Below are 16,596 nucleotides of genomic sequence, written 5' to 3'. Positions count from 1 at the left end.
AGGTTCTGGTGAACGAGGAGAGGGAGATGGGAAACGAGAGCTGGCAACTGCAGATGTTTCGACGTTCGCTAAAGAAGCGGGCAAAGATGCGGACGCTCATTGCCATGTTGCCGGAGCTGGCGGGCAAGCGCTGTCTGGACGTCACCTGCGGCGACAACACAGGCTCCTTGAACTACTACTTCCGCGCGCAAGGCGGCTGGTGGGTGTCGGCTGACCTGGAGGGGCGCAACCTGCCGGTGATGATGGGCCTGCTCAGAGAGCGGGTGCTTCACCTGGACGAGCAACACTTCTGCTTCCCGGATAACAGCTTCGACGTGGTAGTGTCTATCGACTGCCTTGAGCACCTGCATGAGGAAAGGCCCTTTCTTGCTGAGCTTTACCGTGTGGTCAAGCCTGGCGGGACGGCCATTGTCACCGTGCCCAATGGCGATGGCCGACTGTTGGCGAACAAGATTAAGAACTGGATCGGCATGACTCCCGACAAGTACGGGCATATCAGGCCAGGCTATACCCGCGAGCAGCTGGCTTCGGTGGTCGGTGCTGCAGGGTTCGAAGTCGTGGGGTACGCGGGCTACTCGCGCTTTTTCATGGAGTCATTGGAGCTGATGATCAACGCCATGTACGTCTTGGTCATGAACAAAGACAAGGCGGAGGCGCCGGAGGGTGTCATCGCCCCTACTTCGCAGGAGGCTTTGAAGAGCCATGGTCTTTCCTACAAGCTATACAGCCTTATGTATCCTGTGCTATGGTTGATTTCCCGCCTGGACCATCTCTTGTTTTGGGGCGGCCACTATGCAGTGGCGGTGCGCGCAGTGAAACCAAAAAGACAGGAGTGACGAGGGAAGCATGAAGGCTATGGTAACAGGAGCAGGGGGCTTTATCGGTAGCCATCTGGTGGAACGTTTAGCTGAGCAAGGGGTGCACGTGGTGGCGGTGGATCTCCATTTCCCACCCCGCGTGTTTGCCGCCGGAGACGGTGCAGTGGAGAGGGTGCAAGGGGACTTTCGCGACGAAGGTCTCATGCGCAAGGCCCTGGACGGCTGCGGCGTGGTTTTTCATCTGGCTAGCGCCCACTTGCAGACCCACTTGCCGGACAGCGAGTACTGGGACGTGAACGTTCACGGCTTGCTGCGGTTCTTGGAGTGGAGCAGGGAGGCGGGGGTCGAGCGTTTCGTGCATACCAGCACCGTGGGGGTGTACGGGCACATTGAGCGGCCCCCGGCCACGGAGGAGACGGAATGCCGGCCGCAGTCGATCTACGGTGAGACCAAACTTGCGGGCGAGCGTGCGGCCCTCCGCTTCTGGGCCGAGCATGGATTGCCAGTGGTAGTGTTGCGGCCGGCCTGGGTCTATGGGCTGCGCTGCCGGCGCACCGAGCGCCTGTTTCGCATGCTGCGCAAGGGGCGCTTCATCAAGTTCGGCCCGTGTCGGAATCTACGCCATCCCGTCTACATCGAAGACATGTTGGACGCTTTCGAACTGGCCGCCCAAAGTCGTGAGGCAGTGGGCCAAGTGATGATCATTGCGGACGAACAGGCACTGACGACGGCCGAGATGGTAGCGGCATTCTGCGAAGTCCTCGGGGTGCCGGAGCCGAAGGTGCGGTTCCCTCTGTTCCCCATGAAGCTCCTTGCCCTGCTCACCGAGAGCGCCGGCAAGGCACTGCATCGGGAACCGCCTTTTTCACGGCGCAGTCTTGAATTCTTTACCACCAACAACGCCTTTGACATCACCAAGGCGCGCGAAGTGTTGGGTTTTGCGCCAAAGTACGAGTTTCGCGAGGGACTGAAAGCAACTCTGGACGCCATGAAGGTGGCGGATGAGCAGTGGCGCGGAACGGAGGTCGGCGCCAATGCCTGAGGCTGAGCTGCTCAAGAAGCGGGCAAGCCAGCACTTTGACGACTGGGCCGACCACTACGAGGCTGGCCGGATGAGCCGCTGGTTCCGCCACTTTCAGGCGCTGATCATTGCGACCATAGCCCCGAGTCCCGGCCAGCGCGTGCTCGACGTGGGGTGCGGTACCGGCTGGGCGGTGCGCAGCGTAGTCCAGAGGGAGCCTGCTGCCTGGGCGTGCGGGCTGGATATCTCCCGCGCCATGCTCCAGGAAGCGGTGCGCCGCCGCGGACCGACGACGCGCGCTGCCTTCGTACAAGCGGACTCTGAGCACATTCCCGCCAAAGACGCCTCGTTCGATGCAGTCATCTGCTCGAGCTCTTTCCACCATTACCCGGCGCCAGTTGCCTCGCTGCGCGAGATGCGGCGGGTGCTCAAACAGGGTGGGATGCTCCTGCTCTTGGAAACAAGTCGCGAGGCCTTCTGGCCCATTGCCGTCTATGACTTCCTGCAGCGCACCTTCCGCTCTGACCACGTGCGGTACTATGCCACCCACGAAATCGTCGCCTTCCTGCGCGAGGCGGGCTTTGCCGAGATCGCTGAAGTGGTGCGGGAACGAGGACTCTTCCGCCATGGCAAGCTGGTGACCTCGGAGGTGCTGTTGCGCGCCGTGAAACGATAGCAGCCCCCATGGCAGCGCAAAAGTTACATCGTGCCATTACCGACGAGTCGCAGTCTGCCCTCCGCCGCTATCAGATGCTGGCGGTGGGGAGCACGCGTCTCTGGGAGCTCGTCAAGTACGAACTCGTCGTCATGTTGACCAGCTGGCTGCCGGGTGCACTCGGTTTTTGGCTGCGCAAGAAGTGTTATCCTCTCCTGTTGGGCGCGTGTGGCAAGAACCCGGTGTTCGGCCAGCACGTGACCATCCGCCATGGCAGAAAGATTCGGCTCGGGGACAATGTGGTGATCGATGACCACGTCGTGCTGGACGCAAAGGGCGAGGGCAACGAAGGCATCACCTTAGGCGACAATGTCATCATCGGGCGCTACTCGGTGCTGAGTTGCAAGGATGGCGCCATTCGCATTGGCAACAACACCTCGCTGGGGATCTCCTGCGTCGTCCATTCGGTGGGAGAAAGCAGCGTGGTCATCGGCAGCGACTGTCCCATTGCTGCCTACTGCTACATCATTGGCGGCGGCAACTACCGGTATGATCGCCTGGACATTCCCATCATGCAGCAGGGAGCTTATTCAAAGGGGGGAATCGTAGTTGAAGACAACGTGTGGATCGGGGCACAGGTGGTAGTGTTGGACGGAGTGACCATCGGCACTGGGAGTGTGGTTGCCGCAGGCGCCGCAGTGTATCGCAACGTGCCCAAGATGAGCATCGTCGGCGGCGTGCCTGCGAAAGTGGTGAGGAGGCGGACCTGAACTCGCCCGGCCCAGCTTATGGTGAGCGCCCCCAAGGCAGGCGGACGCACACGCTCCTCTTGACGATCGGCCGCGCCGTTGTGAGCGCCGGTCTCATCGCGCTCCTTTTCCTGCGGGCGAACTTGGACGAAATCTGGGCGGCCATGTGCCAGGCTGAGGCGGGCCTCTTAGCTGCTGCTTTTGTACTCCTCTTTGTCGGCTATCTCATCAGCACCCTGCGCTGGCAAATGCTGCTCAAGGCCTTGGGTCTTCACCTTCCTTTTCGCCCTCTGCTTGCGTCTTACTGCGTGGCCATTTTCGTCGGGAATTTCTTGCCCAGCACTGTAGGAGGCGATGCAGTGCGCGCCTTCGACACGGTGCGCATGTCTGGCCGCAAGGGCGGGCCCATTGCCGCGGTAGTGGTTGATCGTCTATTGGGCGTCCTGGCGTTGGTGGTGTTTGCCGCGGCAGTAGTGCTGGTGCGGGCGGAAGGGAGTGCCCGTTTCCCCTGGCTGCGCTGGGGCGTGTTGGCCGGGCTTGTGGCAATGGTTGCCGTGGTGGCGTGGATCTTCTGGCGCAAGTCGCCCGCACTGGCGCAGGAAGACCCCGCTTCGGCAGAGCCGCGCGCGGGCCTGAGTGGGTTCGTGAGCAGAGCAGTGGGTGCCTTCCGTGCCTTCGGGGGCAAGACCGGCGCATTGACGAGGGGGATGGGTTACTCGCTCCTCCTGCAGGCAAATGTGGTGCTCCACTACTACCTCGTGGCCAAAGCGGTGGGCATCAATGTTGGGCTGGGCCACTTTTTTCTGATCGTGCCGATCGCCACCATCTTGACCATGTTACCGATCACCATCAACGGCATCGGCATCCGGGAAAATGCCTTTGTGTTCTTGCTCACCCCATTTGCGGTTCCCCCTTCGACCACGATCGCCTTCACCTGGATCGGCTTTGGCATGATGCTCTTGTACGGGGCAATGGGGGGTATCGTGTACGTCCTGCGGCGAGGAGCTCCTGCAATTACCAAGTCGTAATTCCCGCAAACGGAGCTGTAAAAGGCAGCTTCGGACCGGCCATCGTCAGAGACACAACATCCTCAGGTTCTTGAACATAGATTGTTACAGCCTCTTCATGTCCCAGGGCACGAGTCTTGTCATTTGCACCGCGCAGGGGGAGCGTTTAGGACAGAGGAGGAATGAGCGATGAGACAAGAGAAAACAACTCTGCACGCGAGCGCGCGCGGGAGCTTCGGGATGGCCTGGGTGCTTGGCCTCATTGGTCAGGCTGTCCTCTTGGGCTGGGGGCATCCCGGGTGGGCAGGAGAGGTGCTGAGTACCCAGGGGAGCAAGTTCTTTCTGGACGGCAAGCGCTTCGACATGTGGGGGGTGCGCACGGTGAACGCCCTGTGGGATGACCAGACTACCGCCCAGTTCCTGGAGGCCCTTCCGGAATACAAGCGGCACGGGGTGAACACGGTGGGGGTGAACCTCCAGGGTGGCCATCCAGGTTTTGAGCGCGATGGCAGCATCGGCAGGTGGTACTCCAACAGCGCCTTCCAGAGCGACGGGTCGCTGAAGCCGGAGTACATGGAGCGCCTGCGACGTATTCTCGAGCGGACTAAAGAGCTGGACATGGTGGTGAACGTCGGCTACTTCTACCAGCGTCAATGCCGGAAGGCTGCGCTCACCGAGGGCCTGGATCGCGACCATTGGGACAGCGACGAGGCCATCTACCGCGCGGTGCGCGAGGCAACTGCCTGGCTCAAGCCATACCGGCATGTCTTCCTGGACATCGCCAATGAGTTTGGCCACCCAGGCTACCAATATCCGAACGTTTTCCCAGATCGGGCGGCGGTGTCGACGGAGACGCTCATTGCCAAGGCGAAGATTCTGGTGGATATCGTGCATGAGGTCGATCCCGAGCGCTTGTGCGGCATCAGCCCGATTTCCGATAAGGGCATTCTGGCCATCCCAGGCATGAACGTCGCCTTCACCCATGGGCATCCGCAGCAGCACCTGTCAGGCAATATCCCCCAGGTGAACAATGAGCAACTGAACCGGGGGAACAACGGTGTCTACGACGAGGCCACCAAGGCCACGATTATGGCCGAGGCCTTGCAGGAGCGGGATAATGGCAACTACTGGTTCTGGCACAGCGAGTGGATCCAGTACATGCCCTTTCACTTTGGTGTGCAGGGAAGCGGGACGAGCGCTGATCCCGGCGACGGTTGGATCTTTCGCTTCATCGCGCAGGCCTCCGTGGCCATTACCGTGCAGATTGTGCAGCCGACGAGCGGACTGGTCAGGGCAGGCGAACAGGTTGTTTACGAGGGCGAGGCCTACGACCCTTCGGGTGCTCTGATTACCGACCCGGCAGCCTATAGCTGGTCGCTTCTGGAGGTCGGGGCACAAACCCCTATGGCATTAGGTGGCGGACGGACAGGGACGGTGCAGATCCCCAAGCAGGGGAGCTTCCGCCTGGGTCTGGATGTCTCGCACGATGGCCAGACTAAACATGCCGATAAGCTCCTCATTGCCGGCGATGCCACCGGGGCTGATTTCCCCATCGGCGTAGATGGTGTCTATCCAGCGTTAGCCATGGATGCCTTTGGCCGCATTCACCTGGTTTACGCAAACGTTGACGGTGTCCACTATATGTGCTACGACGAAGGCGGGTGGAGCGCCGACGAGCGCATCCCTAACTCTGGCGGTGCGGACATGAGCCTTCGTCAGGCACCGGACGTGGATGTAGACGGCTTCGGCAATCCGCACGTGGTCTGGGGCGACGGCACTGGCGGCCTTCACTACAGCACCCGGCAGGGGAGGCAGTGGAGCCAGCGACTTGACCTCGGCTCTGGCCGCGACAACAACATCGTCGTCACCAACGACGGGACGGTGTTCGTGATCTATCGGGGCTACGTGACCGGGGAGTTGGCCGAAGTGCATGCGCGGCGGAAAGCGGCAGGAGCGGCAACCTTTGGCCCAGTGGAGAAGCTGTACGGCGACGGCAGCGACCGCAACCACTGCTATCCAGCTGCCGCCCGCGATGCGCAGGGACGCATCTATGCTGTCTGGCGCTGGGACGACTACAGCGGCACAAGCTACGACCTGTTCCTCTCCCGGTGGGAGAAAGGAAGTTGGAGCGTGCCAGCGGCCATTGAACGCGGCGACAAAAAGGTGGGCGAGGGGATCGATATCACCGTATCCGCACTCGGTGTTCCGCACGTGGCCTACTACGACGGCTGGGTGCGCGTGACTTACCCAAAGGACGGCCGGTGGGACATGCTTCGCACTCCCTTGGAGTGGGATGCGGTCCGTGGTAACCATCAGCCGGAGATCGCGGTTGATGGTGCCGGTAGGATCTATGTGGTCAGTGCTCAGGGGGATAGGGAGCAGTTTCTGCCAGGAAACCGGGTCCTCTACACGGTTTACACCCCTGGTGCCGGTTGGAGCGCTCCGCAGCCGATCAGCGTCAGCGCCAGCGAGGGCCATGCGCAGGTTGACGCGCTCGCTCTGCAGAACGGGGCGTTTGTGGTATGGAAAGACATGCGCGGTGGGCTGTATTATCGCATCCTCGGCGAGGGAAGGGTCACAAACAATCAGCCACCGGTGGCCAGCATCACCGCCGAGCCGCGCACAGGTGAGGCGCCACTCACCGTGCGGTTCCGCGGCGATCAGTCTTCAGATGCGGACGGGCAGATCGTCTCGTACTACTGGGAGTTTGGGGATGGCTCGACCTCGCGGGAGGCGAACCCAGTCCACGTCTACGAACAGGCGATGGGGTATGAGCCGCGGCTCTATGTGACGGACGACCGCGGTGCCACCAGTATGGAGATCACGTACATCGAGGTGACTCCTGGACAGAGTGGTGGTCTGGTGACGAACTTGACGCCCAGTGCGTACCGGTTAGCCTACGTTCGCGAAGGGGACACGTACTACGTGGACCGCGACTATCGGGTGGTGGATGTGCCGCAGGCCTACGAGCGGCTCCTGTGGCTCAAGACGCGGAATGCTGACAAGACGGATGCCTCTCTCGCGGTGAGCTTTGTGGTGACGCAGCCCGCGCGGGTCTTTGTGGTTCACGATTCGCGCGTCAGCCCGCCCGCGTGGTTGGTGGATGGGTTCGTGCGCACCGGCGACATCCTGCAGGTCAGCGACGTGGGCAACAGCGACTTTCGCATCTGGCAGAGTAAAAGGGAGTACCAGACAGGCGATCAGGTGAGACTCGGCCCCAATGGCAACAGCAGCGGGGCTTCCAGCATGTACGTGGTGCTGCTGCGGCTTGGCGAGCGCACCGCTGATCTCACCCCGCCGGCGCGAGTGACTGGCGTGACCGCAAGCCCATAGCGCGGCACCCAGGTGAATGCCAATGCCGAGTCCGGTTGCTCATTCTCTCGTGGCCTACGCGCTCCACCGCGGCCTGCCGTCTCCGGCGCCTCGTGGAGCGCGTTTGTCTGTGCTGGCGGCAATGGTGATCGTTGCCAGCCTGCCAGACGCCGATTTCCTTGTGGGCCTGGTTGCGGGTGATGCCAATCTCTACCATCACGGTGTCACCCACAGCATTGGGTTCTGCGCGTTGGCTGCCTGCGCGGCGGCACTGATTATGGACAGATGCTGGGCCCTGGGGTTCTGGAAGTGCACAGCAGTCAACGGCGCGCTTTTGACGTCACACTTGCTACTGGACGCTTTGACCGCCGACACGCGTGCCCCCTTTGGCCAGCCGCTCTTCTGGCCTCTGTGGGGAGGGTACCTCCAAGCGCCGGTCACAGTCTTTCTGGACGTGCGGCGCACCGGGGCGCGTGCAGAGTTCTTTGCGAGTCTGTGGAGCGCGCATAACCTCAAGGCTGTGGCATGGGAGATACTGCTCGTTGGTCCGTTGGTGGGTCTCCTGGACCTGTGGAGAAGGGGCTGCCGGAGGAGGACCTGAGGGCTGAGTGTTGAGGGCGATGACCAGTTCGGAGAAACACGCAAGGCAATCATCGGCGGCGAGACCCCAGGTCTCCGTCGTGGTACCGCTGTTCAACGAGGTGGACAATGTCCGGCCCTTAGTTGCAGCGCTGGTGGACACATTGCGCAACGAGAGGCTCACTTACGAAATCATTCTCGTGGACGACGGCAGCACGGACGGTACCGCCGAAGCTCTGCGGGAAGTCCAGGCACAGCATGAGCACGTGGTGGTCATTCGCTTGCGGACAAACTTCGGGCAGTCGCCTGCTCTTGCCGCCGGCTTTGCGCGCGCTCGGGGCGAAGTGGTCGTGACCATGGACGGGGATTTGCAAAACGATCCTCGCGACATCCCCCGCTTGTTGGCGACTCTGGACCAGGGCTACGATGTGGTGAGCGGGTGGCGGAAGCGGCGCCAGGACGGCTTCTTCATCAGGCGCATCCCGTCCATGCTTGCCAACCGCCTGGTGTGTCGAGTCACCGGCGTGGCGCTGCACGACACCGGCTGCGCGTTGAAGGCCTATCGAGGGGAGATAATTCGGCGCCTCCATCTGTACGGGGAAATGCACCGATTTATCCCAGCGCTGAGCAAAATGGAGGGCGCGCGTATCGCGGAGTTGGTGGTGCGCCATCATCCGCGGCGTTACGGCAAGTCCAAGTACAACCTGAGCCGCACCTTCCGTGTGATTTTGGACCTCCTCACCTTGAACCTGCTCATGCGCCACGTGCGCAACCCCCTGCGCTTTTTCGGCACCATCGGTGTGCTCTTCGGCTTAGCGGCAGTGGGAACGCTGGTGGCTGCGATAGTGTTGGCAAGTCTTGTGACCGACGATCCTGGGGTGCTCAACGTGCTCATCACCTTGCTCTTCCTGCTTCTGGTCTCGGCTTTCCAATTCCTGTTCTTTGGACTGGTGGCGAAGTTGATCGTGGAGACGGGCACCCGCCGGGAAGACTACTTCTTTGACTTGGAACCGATGTCTGCCGACGGAGGCAGAGCATGAGTGTGGCAGTTGACAAGACGTCCCCTGCGGTGCGCGCGGGAGCGCTTTCCAGAAGAGAGGCCGCCTCCCCCGCCATATCCGTGATTGTGGCCCTACACAATCACGGCACCCTGCTCCCGGGGCTGTGCGCCCAATTGATGGCGGAGCTGAAGGGACTGGGGCAGACATACGAAATTGTGCTGGTAGACGACGGCAGCGCCGATGCGACCTTTGCCCAGGCGCAGCAACTTGCTCACGAGCACCGCGAGCTGAAGGTGGTCCGCATGCGCTCTACCTTCGGAGAAGGGTCGGCCTTCGACGCTGGCCTGAAGCTGGCCCGCGGGCAAACCATTGTCTTCATGGCTGGCCGCGTGCTCACCGATCCCCGCGGCGTACGCGGGCTCTTGGAACGAGTGTCCGAGGGCGCAGACCTGGTGATGGCCTGGCGTTACCCAAGGCGGGATGCGCACATTAACCGCATCGTCTCGCGGTTGTTCAACGCCCTGGTAAACCGCCTTTCCGGACTGAACCTGCACGACATCAACAGCGGCATGTTCGCCGCCCGGAGGGAGGTGCTTGGGGAGCTGCCTTTGTACGGGGACATGCACAACTTCTTGCCGGTGTTGGCCGCCCGCTACGGCTACCGCGTGGACGAGGCGAAAGTGGCCCAGCTTCCGGGGAGCTTTCGCAAGTCGATTTATCCAAAGGAATACTTGCGCAGGCTGCTGGACATTGTCACCGTGCTTTTTCTGACCAACTACGCCAAGAAGCCGCTGCACTTCTTGGGGTTTCTCGGTGGCATCCTCACCTTCGTAGGGGCGGCGATCGAGCTTTACCTCTTCGTCTACCGCGTACTGGCCATCGGACCAATAGCCGGCCGGCCACTCCTGCTCCTGGGTGCCCTCCTTTTGGTCATCGGCCTGCAGATGATTTCCATCGGACTTATCGGCGAGATGATTATTTTCACCCATGCTCGGGACGTCAAGGAGTACAACATTGCGGAGATCATCGAGTAGGCGGCGGGAGAGTCGCACGTGAAGCTGATCATCCAAATACCCTGCTACAACGAGGAAGCCACCTTGCCCGTCACCTTGCAGGCCCTGCCCAAGAGCGTGCCGGGAGTGGATGAGTTAGAGGTGTTGGTCATTGATGACGGCAGCACCGACCGTACGGTGGAGGTGGCTCGCGCCCACGGGGTGAACCATATCGTGCGCCTGACCAAGAACAAGGGGTTGGCCGAGGGGTTCATGGTTGGCCTTGACGCCTGCCTGAAACTGGGTGCGGATATCATCGTCAACACCGATGCGGACAACCAGTACTGCGCGGCCGACATCGAAACCCTGATCCGCCCGATTTTGGAAGGCAAGGCTGAGATGGTCATTGGCGACCGCCAGATCAATGGCCTTGCCCATGTGCCTTTTGTCAAGAAGAAGCTCCAGCTCCTTGGTAGTTGGGTAGTGCGGCAGGTCTCGGGCACCAGCATACCGGATGCCACCAGCGGATTCCGGGCAATGAGCCGAGACGCTGCGCTGCGCCTCAACGTCGTGTCGAACTTCACCTACACGCTGGAGACTATCATCCAGGCGGGGAAGAAGAACATCGCCTTGGCGCATGTGCCGGTACGTACCAATAGCACGCTGCGCGAATCGCGTCTGTTCAAGAGCATCTGGGCCTATGTAAGAAAGTCCATGGGCACCATTTTCCGCATCTACACCATGTACGAACCGCTGCGCATGTTCCTGTACATCGGCTCTGCAGTGTTCGGCGTTGGCGTGCTCATCGGCCTGCGCTTCTTGTACTTCTATCTTTTTGCCGGCAAGGGGAGCGGGCATATCCAGTCCTTGATCCTGGCTGCCATTCTCATCATCGTCGGCTTTCAGGTCTTCATGATTGGGCTGCTGGCCGACTTGATTGGTGCCAACAGGCGACTGATTGAAGAGGCCCTCTATCGCATCAAGAAGACAGAGCTGACCGTTTCCGGGAAGAAGTGACGGCGGATTGCTATCGGGAAGGGCTGCAGGGAAGGGTGGCAGAAAAATGAGGGTCCTCTACATCGCTGGCAGAGAGCAGGGTTACTCCCGCACGCGCAATGTAATGAAGGCCCTGCAGATGAATGGCGTGGAGGTCATTCCCTGCTTTCCCCCTGACCGCTCCTTCCGACACTACCCACGCCTCTTGTGGCGCCTGGTGCGGAATCGACGTCCCTACGATGTGCTCTTGGTGGGTTTTTACGGCCAGTTGCTGATGCCGTGGGTGAGGCTCTTCGCCAAGGCACCGATTTTGTACGACATGTACATCACCACTTACGACACGATGGTGTTTGACCGCCAGGTAGCTCCACCGGGGAGCCTGCGTGCGTGGCTTTTTGCCCTAAGTGACCGGTTGTCGATGCGCCTCGCGGATCTGGTGGTGCTGGAGAGCGAAGACCACATTCGGAGTTGCGAGCGGCGGTTCAAAACGCCCCGCCGCAAGTTCCGCCGGGTGTTCTTGGCCACCGATGATGAGGTGGTCAGGCCACGTCCGGTGCAAAGAGAAGACGGTGGCTTCTTAGTGCACTTCCACGGTGAGTATGCGCCGTTCCATGGCGTGAAATACATTCTGCAGGCAGCCCATCTGCTGCGGGACCAAGGAGTGGAGTTCCAGCTCATCGGCCGGGGCATTACCTACGATGAGGACAGGCGGCTGGCCGAAAAGCTTGGCCTGACCAATGTGCGTTTCATCGACTGCGTGCCTTTCGAGGAGCTTGCCGAGTACATGTCGCGCGCGGATGTGTGCCTGGGCATCTTCGGCGACAATGAGCGGGTCTCCCGCGTGGTAACCAACAAGGTGATTGAGGCGATCGCCGTAGGCAAGCCGCTCATCTCCTCGCGTAATGCGCCAATCCAGGAGCTATTGGTGAACGGCGAAAGTGTGCTCCTCTGTGAACGTGCCAATCCGCAGTCGCTCGCCCAGGCGATTCTGCGCCTCAAGAACGATGCCGAGCTACGGGAGAGGATTGCCCAGGGAGGGCGGCAGGTGTTCCTGCGTCACTGCACCTGTGCGCTTCTGGGCAGACAACTGAAGACTATTGCCAGAGAACTGCTCGATGCCAAACGGCACAATTGACAACATGCAGGGCGTGCGCGTCCTCATCACGGGGGGGCTCGGGTTCATTGGGAGCAATATCGCGCACCGCCTAGTGGGCCTCGGGGCGAAAGTGACCATCTACGACGCGTGTCTGGATCCCTATGGTTGGAATTGGGCGAACATTGACGGCATTGCCGAGCGCGTGACAGTGGTCAAAGGGGATGTCCGTGACTATCCTCTGCTTGCCTCGCACGTGCGGGAGGCGGAGATAGTCTTCCACATGGCGGCGCAAGTGGGCCGGGAGATCTCCATGGAGAACCCGGCGCTGGACGTGGACATCAACTGCCATGGCACCCTCAACTTGGCGCGCGCCTGTGCGGAGGCCGGGCGTCCGGTGAAGGTCGTCTATGCCGGAAGCCGGGGGCAGATCGGTGAGCCGCTCTATCTGCCGGTGGACGAGGCGCATCCCACCAACCCGACGGACGTCTACGGGATCAACAAACTGGCGGCGGAAAAATACCTGCTCCTTTTCGGCAAGGTCTATGGGTTTCCGGCGGTCTCCTTGCGCCTGAACAACGTCTACGGGCCGCGCTGCCAGATGCACCACGGATACTACGGCATTTTGAACTGGTTCATCAAGCGGGCGATGACCGACGAGCCGATCACGGTGTACGGCGACGGCAGCCAAACCCGCGACTATGTGTACATCGACGACGTCGTCGAGGCGTTCATTCTGGCCGCGCAGCGCTCCGAGACGAATGGCGAGGTCTTTTTCGTCGGTTCGGGGGTGGAGACGGTGTTTCTGGACATGGTGAGGGAGGTACTGCGCGCGGTGGGCAAGGGCAGCTATGTGCACGTGCCTTTTCCTCCTAGCCGGGAAAAGATTGACATCAGGCGCTTCGTGGTAACTTATGAAAAGTTGCAGCGGCTCACCGGATGGGCCCCGCGCACCAGTCTCGCCGAGGGTGTAGCCAGGACCGTGGAGTTTTACCGTGACCGGCTGGCTCTCTACTTGCGGAGGGCGGCATGAGCGGGGCGCCAGCTATTTCCGGCTCTGAGCGCCGTTGCAAGGTGAGCGTTATCGTCCCCAGCTACAAGCCCGGGCCCTACCTTTTCGACTGCCTAAAATCGCTGGCTGCGCAACGTACCACCCATCCCTACGAAGTCATCGTGATAGACAGCTCGCCCGAGGACATCACGCCTGAGGTGCAGAGGCGTTTTCCCCAGGTGAAGGTCATCCACCTGCCGCAGCGAGCCTTTCCGGGGACAGCCAGGAATGTGGGTATCGCACAGGCGCGGGGAGAGGTCTTGGCCTTCACGGACGCAGACTGTGTGGTGGCGCCTGATTGGGTGCAGAGGCTCGTCGAAGGGCATTCCGCTGGCATGATGGTGGTAGGCGGGGCCGTAGTAAACGGCACTCCCGACAGCGCTATTGGCAGCGCTGAGTTCCTCTTGGAATTCAATGACTTCCAGGCAGATCGTGGCGGCTGCCGAAGGGTAGCGCTGTTGCCGACCTGCAATGTTGCTTACCGCAAGGATCTGTTTCGCCGCTTTGGGGGCTTCGATAGTGCGATCAAGGGGAGCGACTCGGCCTTCAGTCGGTATATGAACATGCAAGGGGTGGAGGTCTACCTGGCGCCCGGTATTCTCGTGGCGCATCGCAACCGCACTTCTTTGGACGGATACTTGCGCAACCAATTCCAGCTCGGGATCGGCAGCGCGCTCACCCGGCGCAAGTTAGCGCTGCGTGACTCGTTTGTGGTGCGCACTCCCCTTCTTGTCCCGCTCATTCCGCTGGCGCGCACGGTGGCTATCGGGTACCGCTTGCTGCGCTGGAGCCCGAAGAACTTTGTGCGCTTTGTGGTGCTCTATCCCCTCATCTTTCTCGGGCTGCTGCTTTTCACGGCGGGGTTTGTGCAAGGCTTGGCGGCCGGGCACGAAGGTGGACGTGGTGTGGACCAAGATTAGTAGCCTCGACCCCGCCTACACTCAGCAATCGGGTGAAGGCAGCGGTCAGATGAACAGGGCCTTGCGCGTGGCCTATGTGCTGTGGAAGTTCCCCCGCTTCTCCGAAACCTTCATCATCCACGAGCTCTTTTTCCTTCGCGACGCCGGACCCGGTCTGCAGGCAAGCCTCTTTGCCGTAAAGAAAGGCGACGCGGGCGCGCTGCATCCACACGTGGCCGAGTTGTGCAAGGCAGCGGTGTATTTGCCGGCATGGTACGCGCCGCGGGCTCTTTGGCAGATGGCCCGTGTACTGGTTGCCTTTCCTGACAAGGTTGTCTGTCTGGTGCGCGAGCTCGCGATTCTGGTCGGTAGCCTGGGATCGGTGCGGGCAAAGCTCTATGCTGCCGGGCAGGCCGCATATTGTCTTACCAAGGGGCTGCATTTAGGGTGCGAACTGCGTCGGCAGCAGGTGGGCCATGTGCACGCCCACTTTGCCGAGAGTGGCGGCTTGCTCGCGTTCGTGGCGGCGCGCGTGGCCGGGATCTCCTACTCCCTGACGCTGCACGGGCACGACATCTTCTTCAACCCGAACCCGCGCCTCGCAGCGTTCTTGATCCGGCACAGCCGCTTTGCCTTGACGGTCTCCGAATTCAACAGGCGCTTCTTGGTCGCCCGCGAGCCCGCGGCGCAGGAAAGGCTGCGGGTGCTCCACTGTGGCATAGACCTGGCCATGTTTCGGCCTCAAGTGCAGCCTCAAGGGGGGAGGTTGCGCATTCTCACCGTGGCGCGCCTGCAGCCACGCAAGGGCATTGCTGACCTGCTGGAAGCGTGTCGCCTGCTGGGCGACGATGTTGATTACGAATGCGTGATTGTGGGGGATGGTCCGCAGCGGGCGGAGTTAGAGACAAAGGCGGCAGGGTACGGGATAGCGGACAGAATTCACTTTCTGGGCGCACGTCCGCAGCAGGAGGTGGTGGAGGAACTCGCCCGGGCGTCGGTGTTTGTGTTGCCCTCGTACTCGGAGGGAATCCCAGTCTCCGTGATGGAGGCCATGGCGATGCAGCTCCCTGTGGTGGTCACCCGCGTGAATGGTGTGCCCGAGCTGGTGCGAGAGGGCGCCGGCATCCTCGTGGAGCCGGGGGACGTCCGGGGGCTGGCCCAGGCGCTGCGCCGCGTGGCAGCGATGTCGCCCGCTGAGCGGCAGGAGATGGGCCGGACAGGGCGAGCCGTTGTGGAGAAGGAGTTCAATATCAGGACGCAGACCCGTCTCTTGGCTGACTTGTTTCTTGCCAGCTTAGGGGCTGGGAGGGAAGTGGGAAGACGAGAGTCCTCGAGATGAGCGCTCACGCTCGTGAGAGCATTCAGCCAAGGTCACCGCTGGAGAGGGCAAGGTTTGCTCTTCTTTTCCTTCTCCTGCTGGGGACTCTGTTGCACATAACCGTCTACTTCAATCGTTTTGAGGTGCCCAACACGGACTTTTTTGCCTTCCGGCGGGATGCGCTGGCCTATCTGCGCCTGGATCTCCCGGAGAACTTTAAGCGGGCGCCGGTGTACCCCCTGCTCATGGGAACGGTATCGCTCCTCATGCCCGGCCCAGAGCCAGAACTGTTGGCCGGCGAACTGGTGAACCTTGTGTTGACCTTGCTCCTGGTCTACCTCAGTTTTCGCATTGCCACGGCGCTGGTAGGAAATGCGGGTTGGCTGGTGGCGTTTGGGGTGGCCATCAGCCCGGTGGTCATGCCCTCTGCCACGCAGCCGCTGGCTGAGGCGACCCTGGCAGTCGGCATCGCCTTCACCGCCTATTTGGCCATGCACGACTCAGCATGGGCCTACATGGCGGCTGCGGTCGCCAGCATGACGCGCTACGAGGCGGCGCTCCTTCTGCCTCTGCTGGTGCTCAAGGACCTGTGGCAGCGAAAAAAGGTAGTGCCGACACTGCTCCGCGCGGTTGCCGCGGGACTGCCATTGGCCCTGTGGCTTCTCCTGAGCCTCGTGCATCGGCAGGAGGTCAACCCGTACGTGGGCGAGATGGTGAGGCTCAAACCAGCAGGCCTGGGCAACCTGGTCTCGTGCGTGGCCATTTCTTTCAAGTTTCTTCTCCCTGTTAGCCGCCGCCTCCAAACTCTCCTGGGCGTGTCTCTGCCCCAAGGACTTGCGGTAGGGGGCGCAATGGTGGTACTGGCGGTGGTCTTTTTCGGGCTGATACGCCTCGGACGAAAGACGAACCCCATTGGCTGGCTGCTTGCCCTGTTTCTTGCTGGCTACCTCTTCATTCACACTTTCCTCTGGTGGGCGATCGAAGAGCGCTACACCTACGTGGTCCTCTGGATTGTGCTCTTGGGGATAGTGGCTGCGGCACGTGACCTTTCTTGGCGAGGCGCGGTGCTGCAGCGGCGCGGCCTGCGGATTGCGGCCGTGGCGGG

General features: G+C 61.3%; 15 protein-coding genes. All 15 read left to right on the top strand.

Annotation, left to right across the window (positions count from 1 at the left end; all coding sequences use genetic code 11):
* Window positions 1–26: 26 nt before the first annotated feature.
* Complete coding sequence (locus H5U38_06065; protein ID MBC7186581.1) at window positions 27–836, top strand: class I SAM-dependent methyltransferase; 810 nt, start codon at window positions 27–29, stop codon at window positions 834–836.
* Window positions 837–846: 10 nt separating this feature from the next.
* Window positions 847–1,860: an NAD(P)-dependent oxidoreductase gene (locus tag H5U38_06060; protein MBC7186580.1), complete on the top strand. Its 1,014-nt coding sequence runs from the start codon at window positions 847–849 to the stop codon at window positions 1,858–1,860.
* Window positions 1,853–2,515 (top strand): methyltransferase domain-containing protein, encoded by a 663-nt coding sequence (locus H5U38_06055; protein ID MBC7186579.1) that lies wholly within the window; start codon window positions 1,853–1,855, stop codon window positions 2,513–2,515. Before H5U38_06060 ends, H5U38_06055 begins: the two co-directional genes overlap by 8 nt.
* An 8-nt stretch (window positions 2,516–2,523) precedes the next feature.
* Complete coding sequence (locus H5U38_06050; GenBank protein ID MBC7186578.1) at window positions 2,524–3,264, top strand: acyltransferase; 741 nt, start codon at window positions 2,524–2,526, stop codon at window positions 3,262–3,264.
* 59 nt (window positions 3,265–3,323) lie between these two features.
* On the top strand, window positions 3,324–4,271 hold the full coding sequence (locus tag H5U38_06045; protein MBC7186577.1) for a flippase-like domain-containing protein: 948 nt from the start codon (window positions 3,324–3,326) through the stop codon (window positions 4,269–4,271).
* 168 nt (window positions 4,272–4,439) lie between these two features.
* Window positions 4,440–7,583 (top strand): PKD domain-containing protein, encoded by a 3,144-nt coding sequence (locus tag H5U38_06040; protein ID MBC7186576.1) that lies wholly within the window; start codon window positions 4,440–4,442, stop codon window positions 7,581–7,583.
* Window positions 7,584–7,605: 22 nt separating this feature from the next.
* Complete coding sequence (locus H5U38_06035) at window positions 7,606–8,163, top strand: metal-dependent hydrolase (GenBank protein ID MBC7186575.1); 558 nt, start codon at window positions 7,606–7,608, stop codon at window positions 8,161–8,163.
* A 19-nt stretch (window positions 8,164–8,182) separates the two neighbouring features.
* The gene (locus tag H5U38_06030; protein ID MBC7186574.1) at window positions 8,183–9,181 is read left to right on the top strand and encodes a glycosyltransferase family 2 protein; all 999 of its coding nucleotides are present in this window, start codon (window positions 8,183–8,185) and stop codon (window positions 9,179–9,181) included.
* On the top strand, window positions 9,178–10,176 hold the full coding sequence (locus H5U38_06025) for a glycosyltransferase (protein MBC7186573.1): 999 nt from the start codon (window positions 9,178–9,180) through the stop codon (window positions 10,174–10,176). The genes H5U38_06030 and H5U38_06025 overlap by 4 nt, the downstream gene beginning before the upstream one ends.
* A gap of 18 nt (window positions 10,177–10,194) precedes the next feature.
* Window positions 10,195–11,151, top strand: a complete 957-nt coding sequence (locus H5U38_06020; protein MBC7186572.1) for a glycosyltransferase family 2 protein — start codon at window positions 10,195–10,197, stop codon at window positions 11,149–11,151.
* A gap of 46 nt (window positions 11,152–11,197) precedes the next feature.
* Window positions 11,198–12,265, top strand: a complete 1,068-nt coding sequence (locus H5U38_06015) for a glycosyltransferase (GenBank protein ID MBC7186571.1) — start codon at window positions 11,198–11,200, stop codon at window positions 12,263–12,265.
* Window positions 12,246–13,256 (top strand): NAD-dependent epimerase/dehydratase family protein, encoded by a 1,011-nt coding sequence (locus tag H5U38_06010; protein ID MBC7186570.1) that lies wholly within the window; start codon window positions 12,246–12,248, stop codon window positions 13,254–13,256. Before H5U38_06015 ends, H5U38_06010 begins: the two co-directional genes overlap by 20 nt.
* A complete protein-coding gene (locus H5U38_06005; GenBank protein ID MBC7186569.1) occupies window positions 13,253–14,194 on the top strand; it encodes a glycosyltransferase in 942 nt (313 codons plus the stop codon). Before H5U38_06010 ends, H5U38_06005 begins: the two co-directional genes overlap by 4 nt.
* The gene (locus tag H5U38_06000) at window positions 14,178–15,512 is read left to right on the top strand and encodes a glycosyltransferase family 4 protein (GenBank protein MBC7186568.1); all 1,335 of its coding nucleotides are present in this window, start codon (window positions 14,178–14,180) and stop codon (window positions 15,510–15,512) included. Before H5U38_06005 ends, H5U38_06000 begins: the two co-directional genes overlap by 17 nt.
* Window positions 15,509–16,596: hypothetical protein (locus H5U38_05995; GenBank protein ID MBC7186567.1), on the top strand; the 1,088-nt coding region annotated here is incomplete at its 3' end. The genes H5U38_06000 and H5U38_05995, both read left to right, overlap by 4 nt.

It is taken from the genome of Calditrichota bacterium (assembly GCA_014359355.1).
Taxonomy (GTDB): Bacteria; Zhuqueibacterota; Zhuqueibacteria; order JANLFK01; family Oleimicrobiaceae; genus Oleimicrobium.
The sequence above is the reverse complement of the archived record's forward strand: the minus strand, read 5'-3'. Positions and strand labels throughout refer to the sequence as shown.

What these genes read in the sequence shown, in the direction of transcription:
- H5U38_06010 (MBC7186570.1), top strand. Translation starts at nt 12,246, where the DNA reads ATGCCAAACGGCACAATTGACAACATGCAGGGCGTGCGCGTCCTCATC.
- H5U38_06050 (MBC7186578.1), top strand. Translation starts at nt 2,524, where the DNA reads ATGGCAGCGCAAAAGTTACATCGTGCCATTACCGACGAGTCGCAGTCT.
- H5U38_06035 (MBC7186575.1), top strand. Translation starts at nt 7,606, where the DNA reads ATGCCGAGTCCGGTTGCTCATTCTCTCGTGGCCTACGCGCTCCACCGC.
- H5U38_06060 (MBC7186580.1), top strand. Translation starts at nt 847, where the DNA reads ATGAAGGCTATGGTAACAGGAGCAGGGGGCTTTATCGGTAGCCATCTG.
- H5U38_06025 (MBC7186573.1), top strand. Translation starts at nt 9,178, where the DNA reads ATGAGTGTGGCAGTTGACAAGACGTCCCCTGCGGTGCGCGCGGGAGCG.
- H5U38_06055 (MBC7186579.1), top strand. Translation starts at nt 1,853, where the DNA reads ATGCCTGAGGCTGAGCTGCTCAAGAAGCGGGCAAGCCAGCACTTTGAC.
- H5U38_06040 (MBC7186576.1), top strand. Translation starts at nt 4,440, where the DNA reads ATGAGACAAGAGAAAACAACTCTGCACGCGAGCGCGCGCGGGAGCTTC.
- H5U38_06005 (MBC7186569.1), top strand. Translation starts at nt 13,253, where the DNA reads ATGAGCGGGGCGCCAGCTATTTCCGGCTCTGAGCGCCGTTGCAAGGTG.
- H5U38_06065 (MBC7186581.1), top strand. Translation starts at nt 27, where the DNA reads ATGGGAAACGAGAGCTGGCAACTGCAGATGTTTCGACGTTCGCTAAAG.
- H5U38_06015 (MBC7186571.1), top strand. Translation starts at nt 11,198, where the DNA reads ATGAGGGTCCTCTACATCGCTGGCAGAGAGCAGGGTTACTCCCGCACG.
- H5U38_06030 (MBC7186574.1), top strand. Translation starts at nt 8,183, where the DNA reads ATGACCAGTTCGGAGAAACACGCAAGGCAATCATCGGCGGCGAGACCC.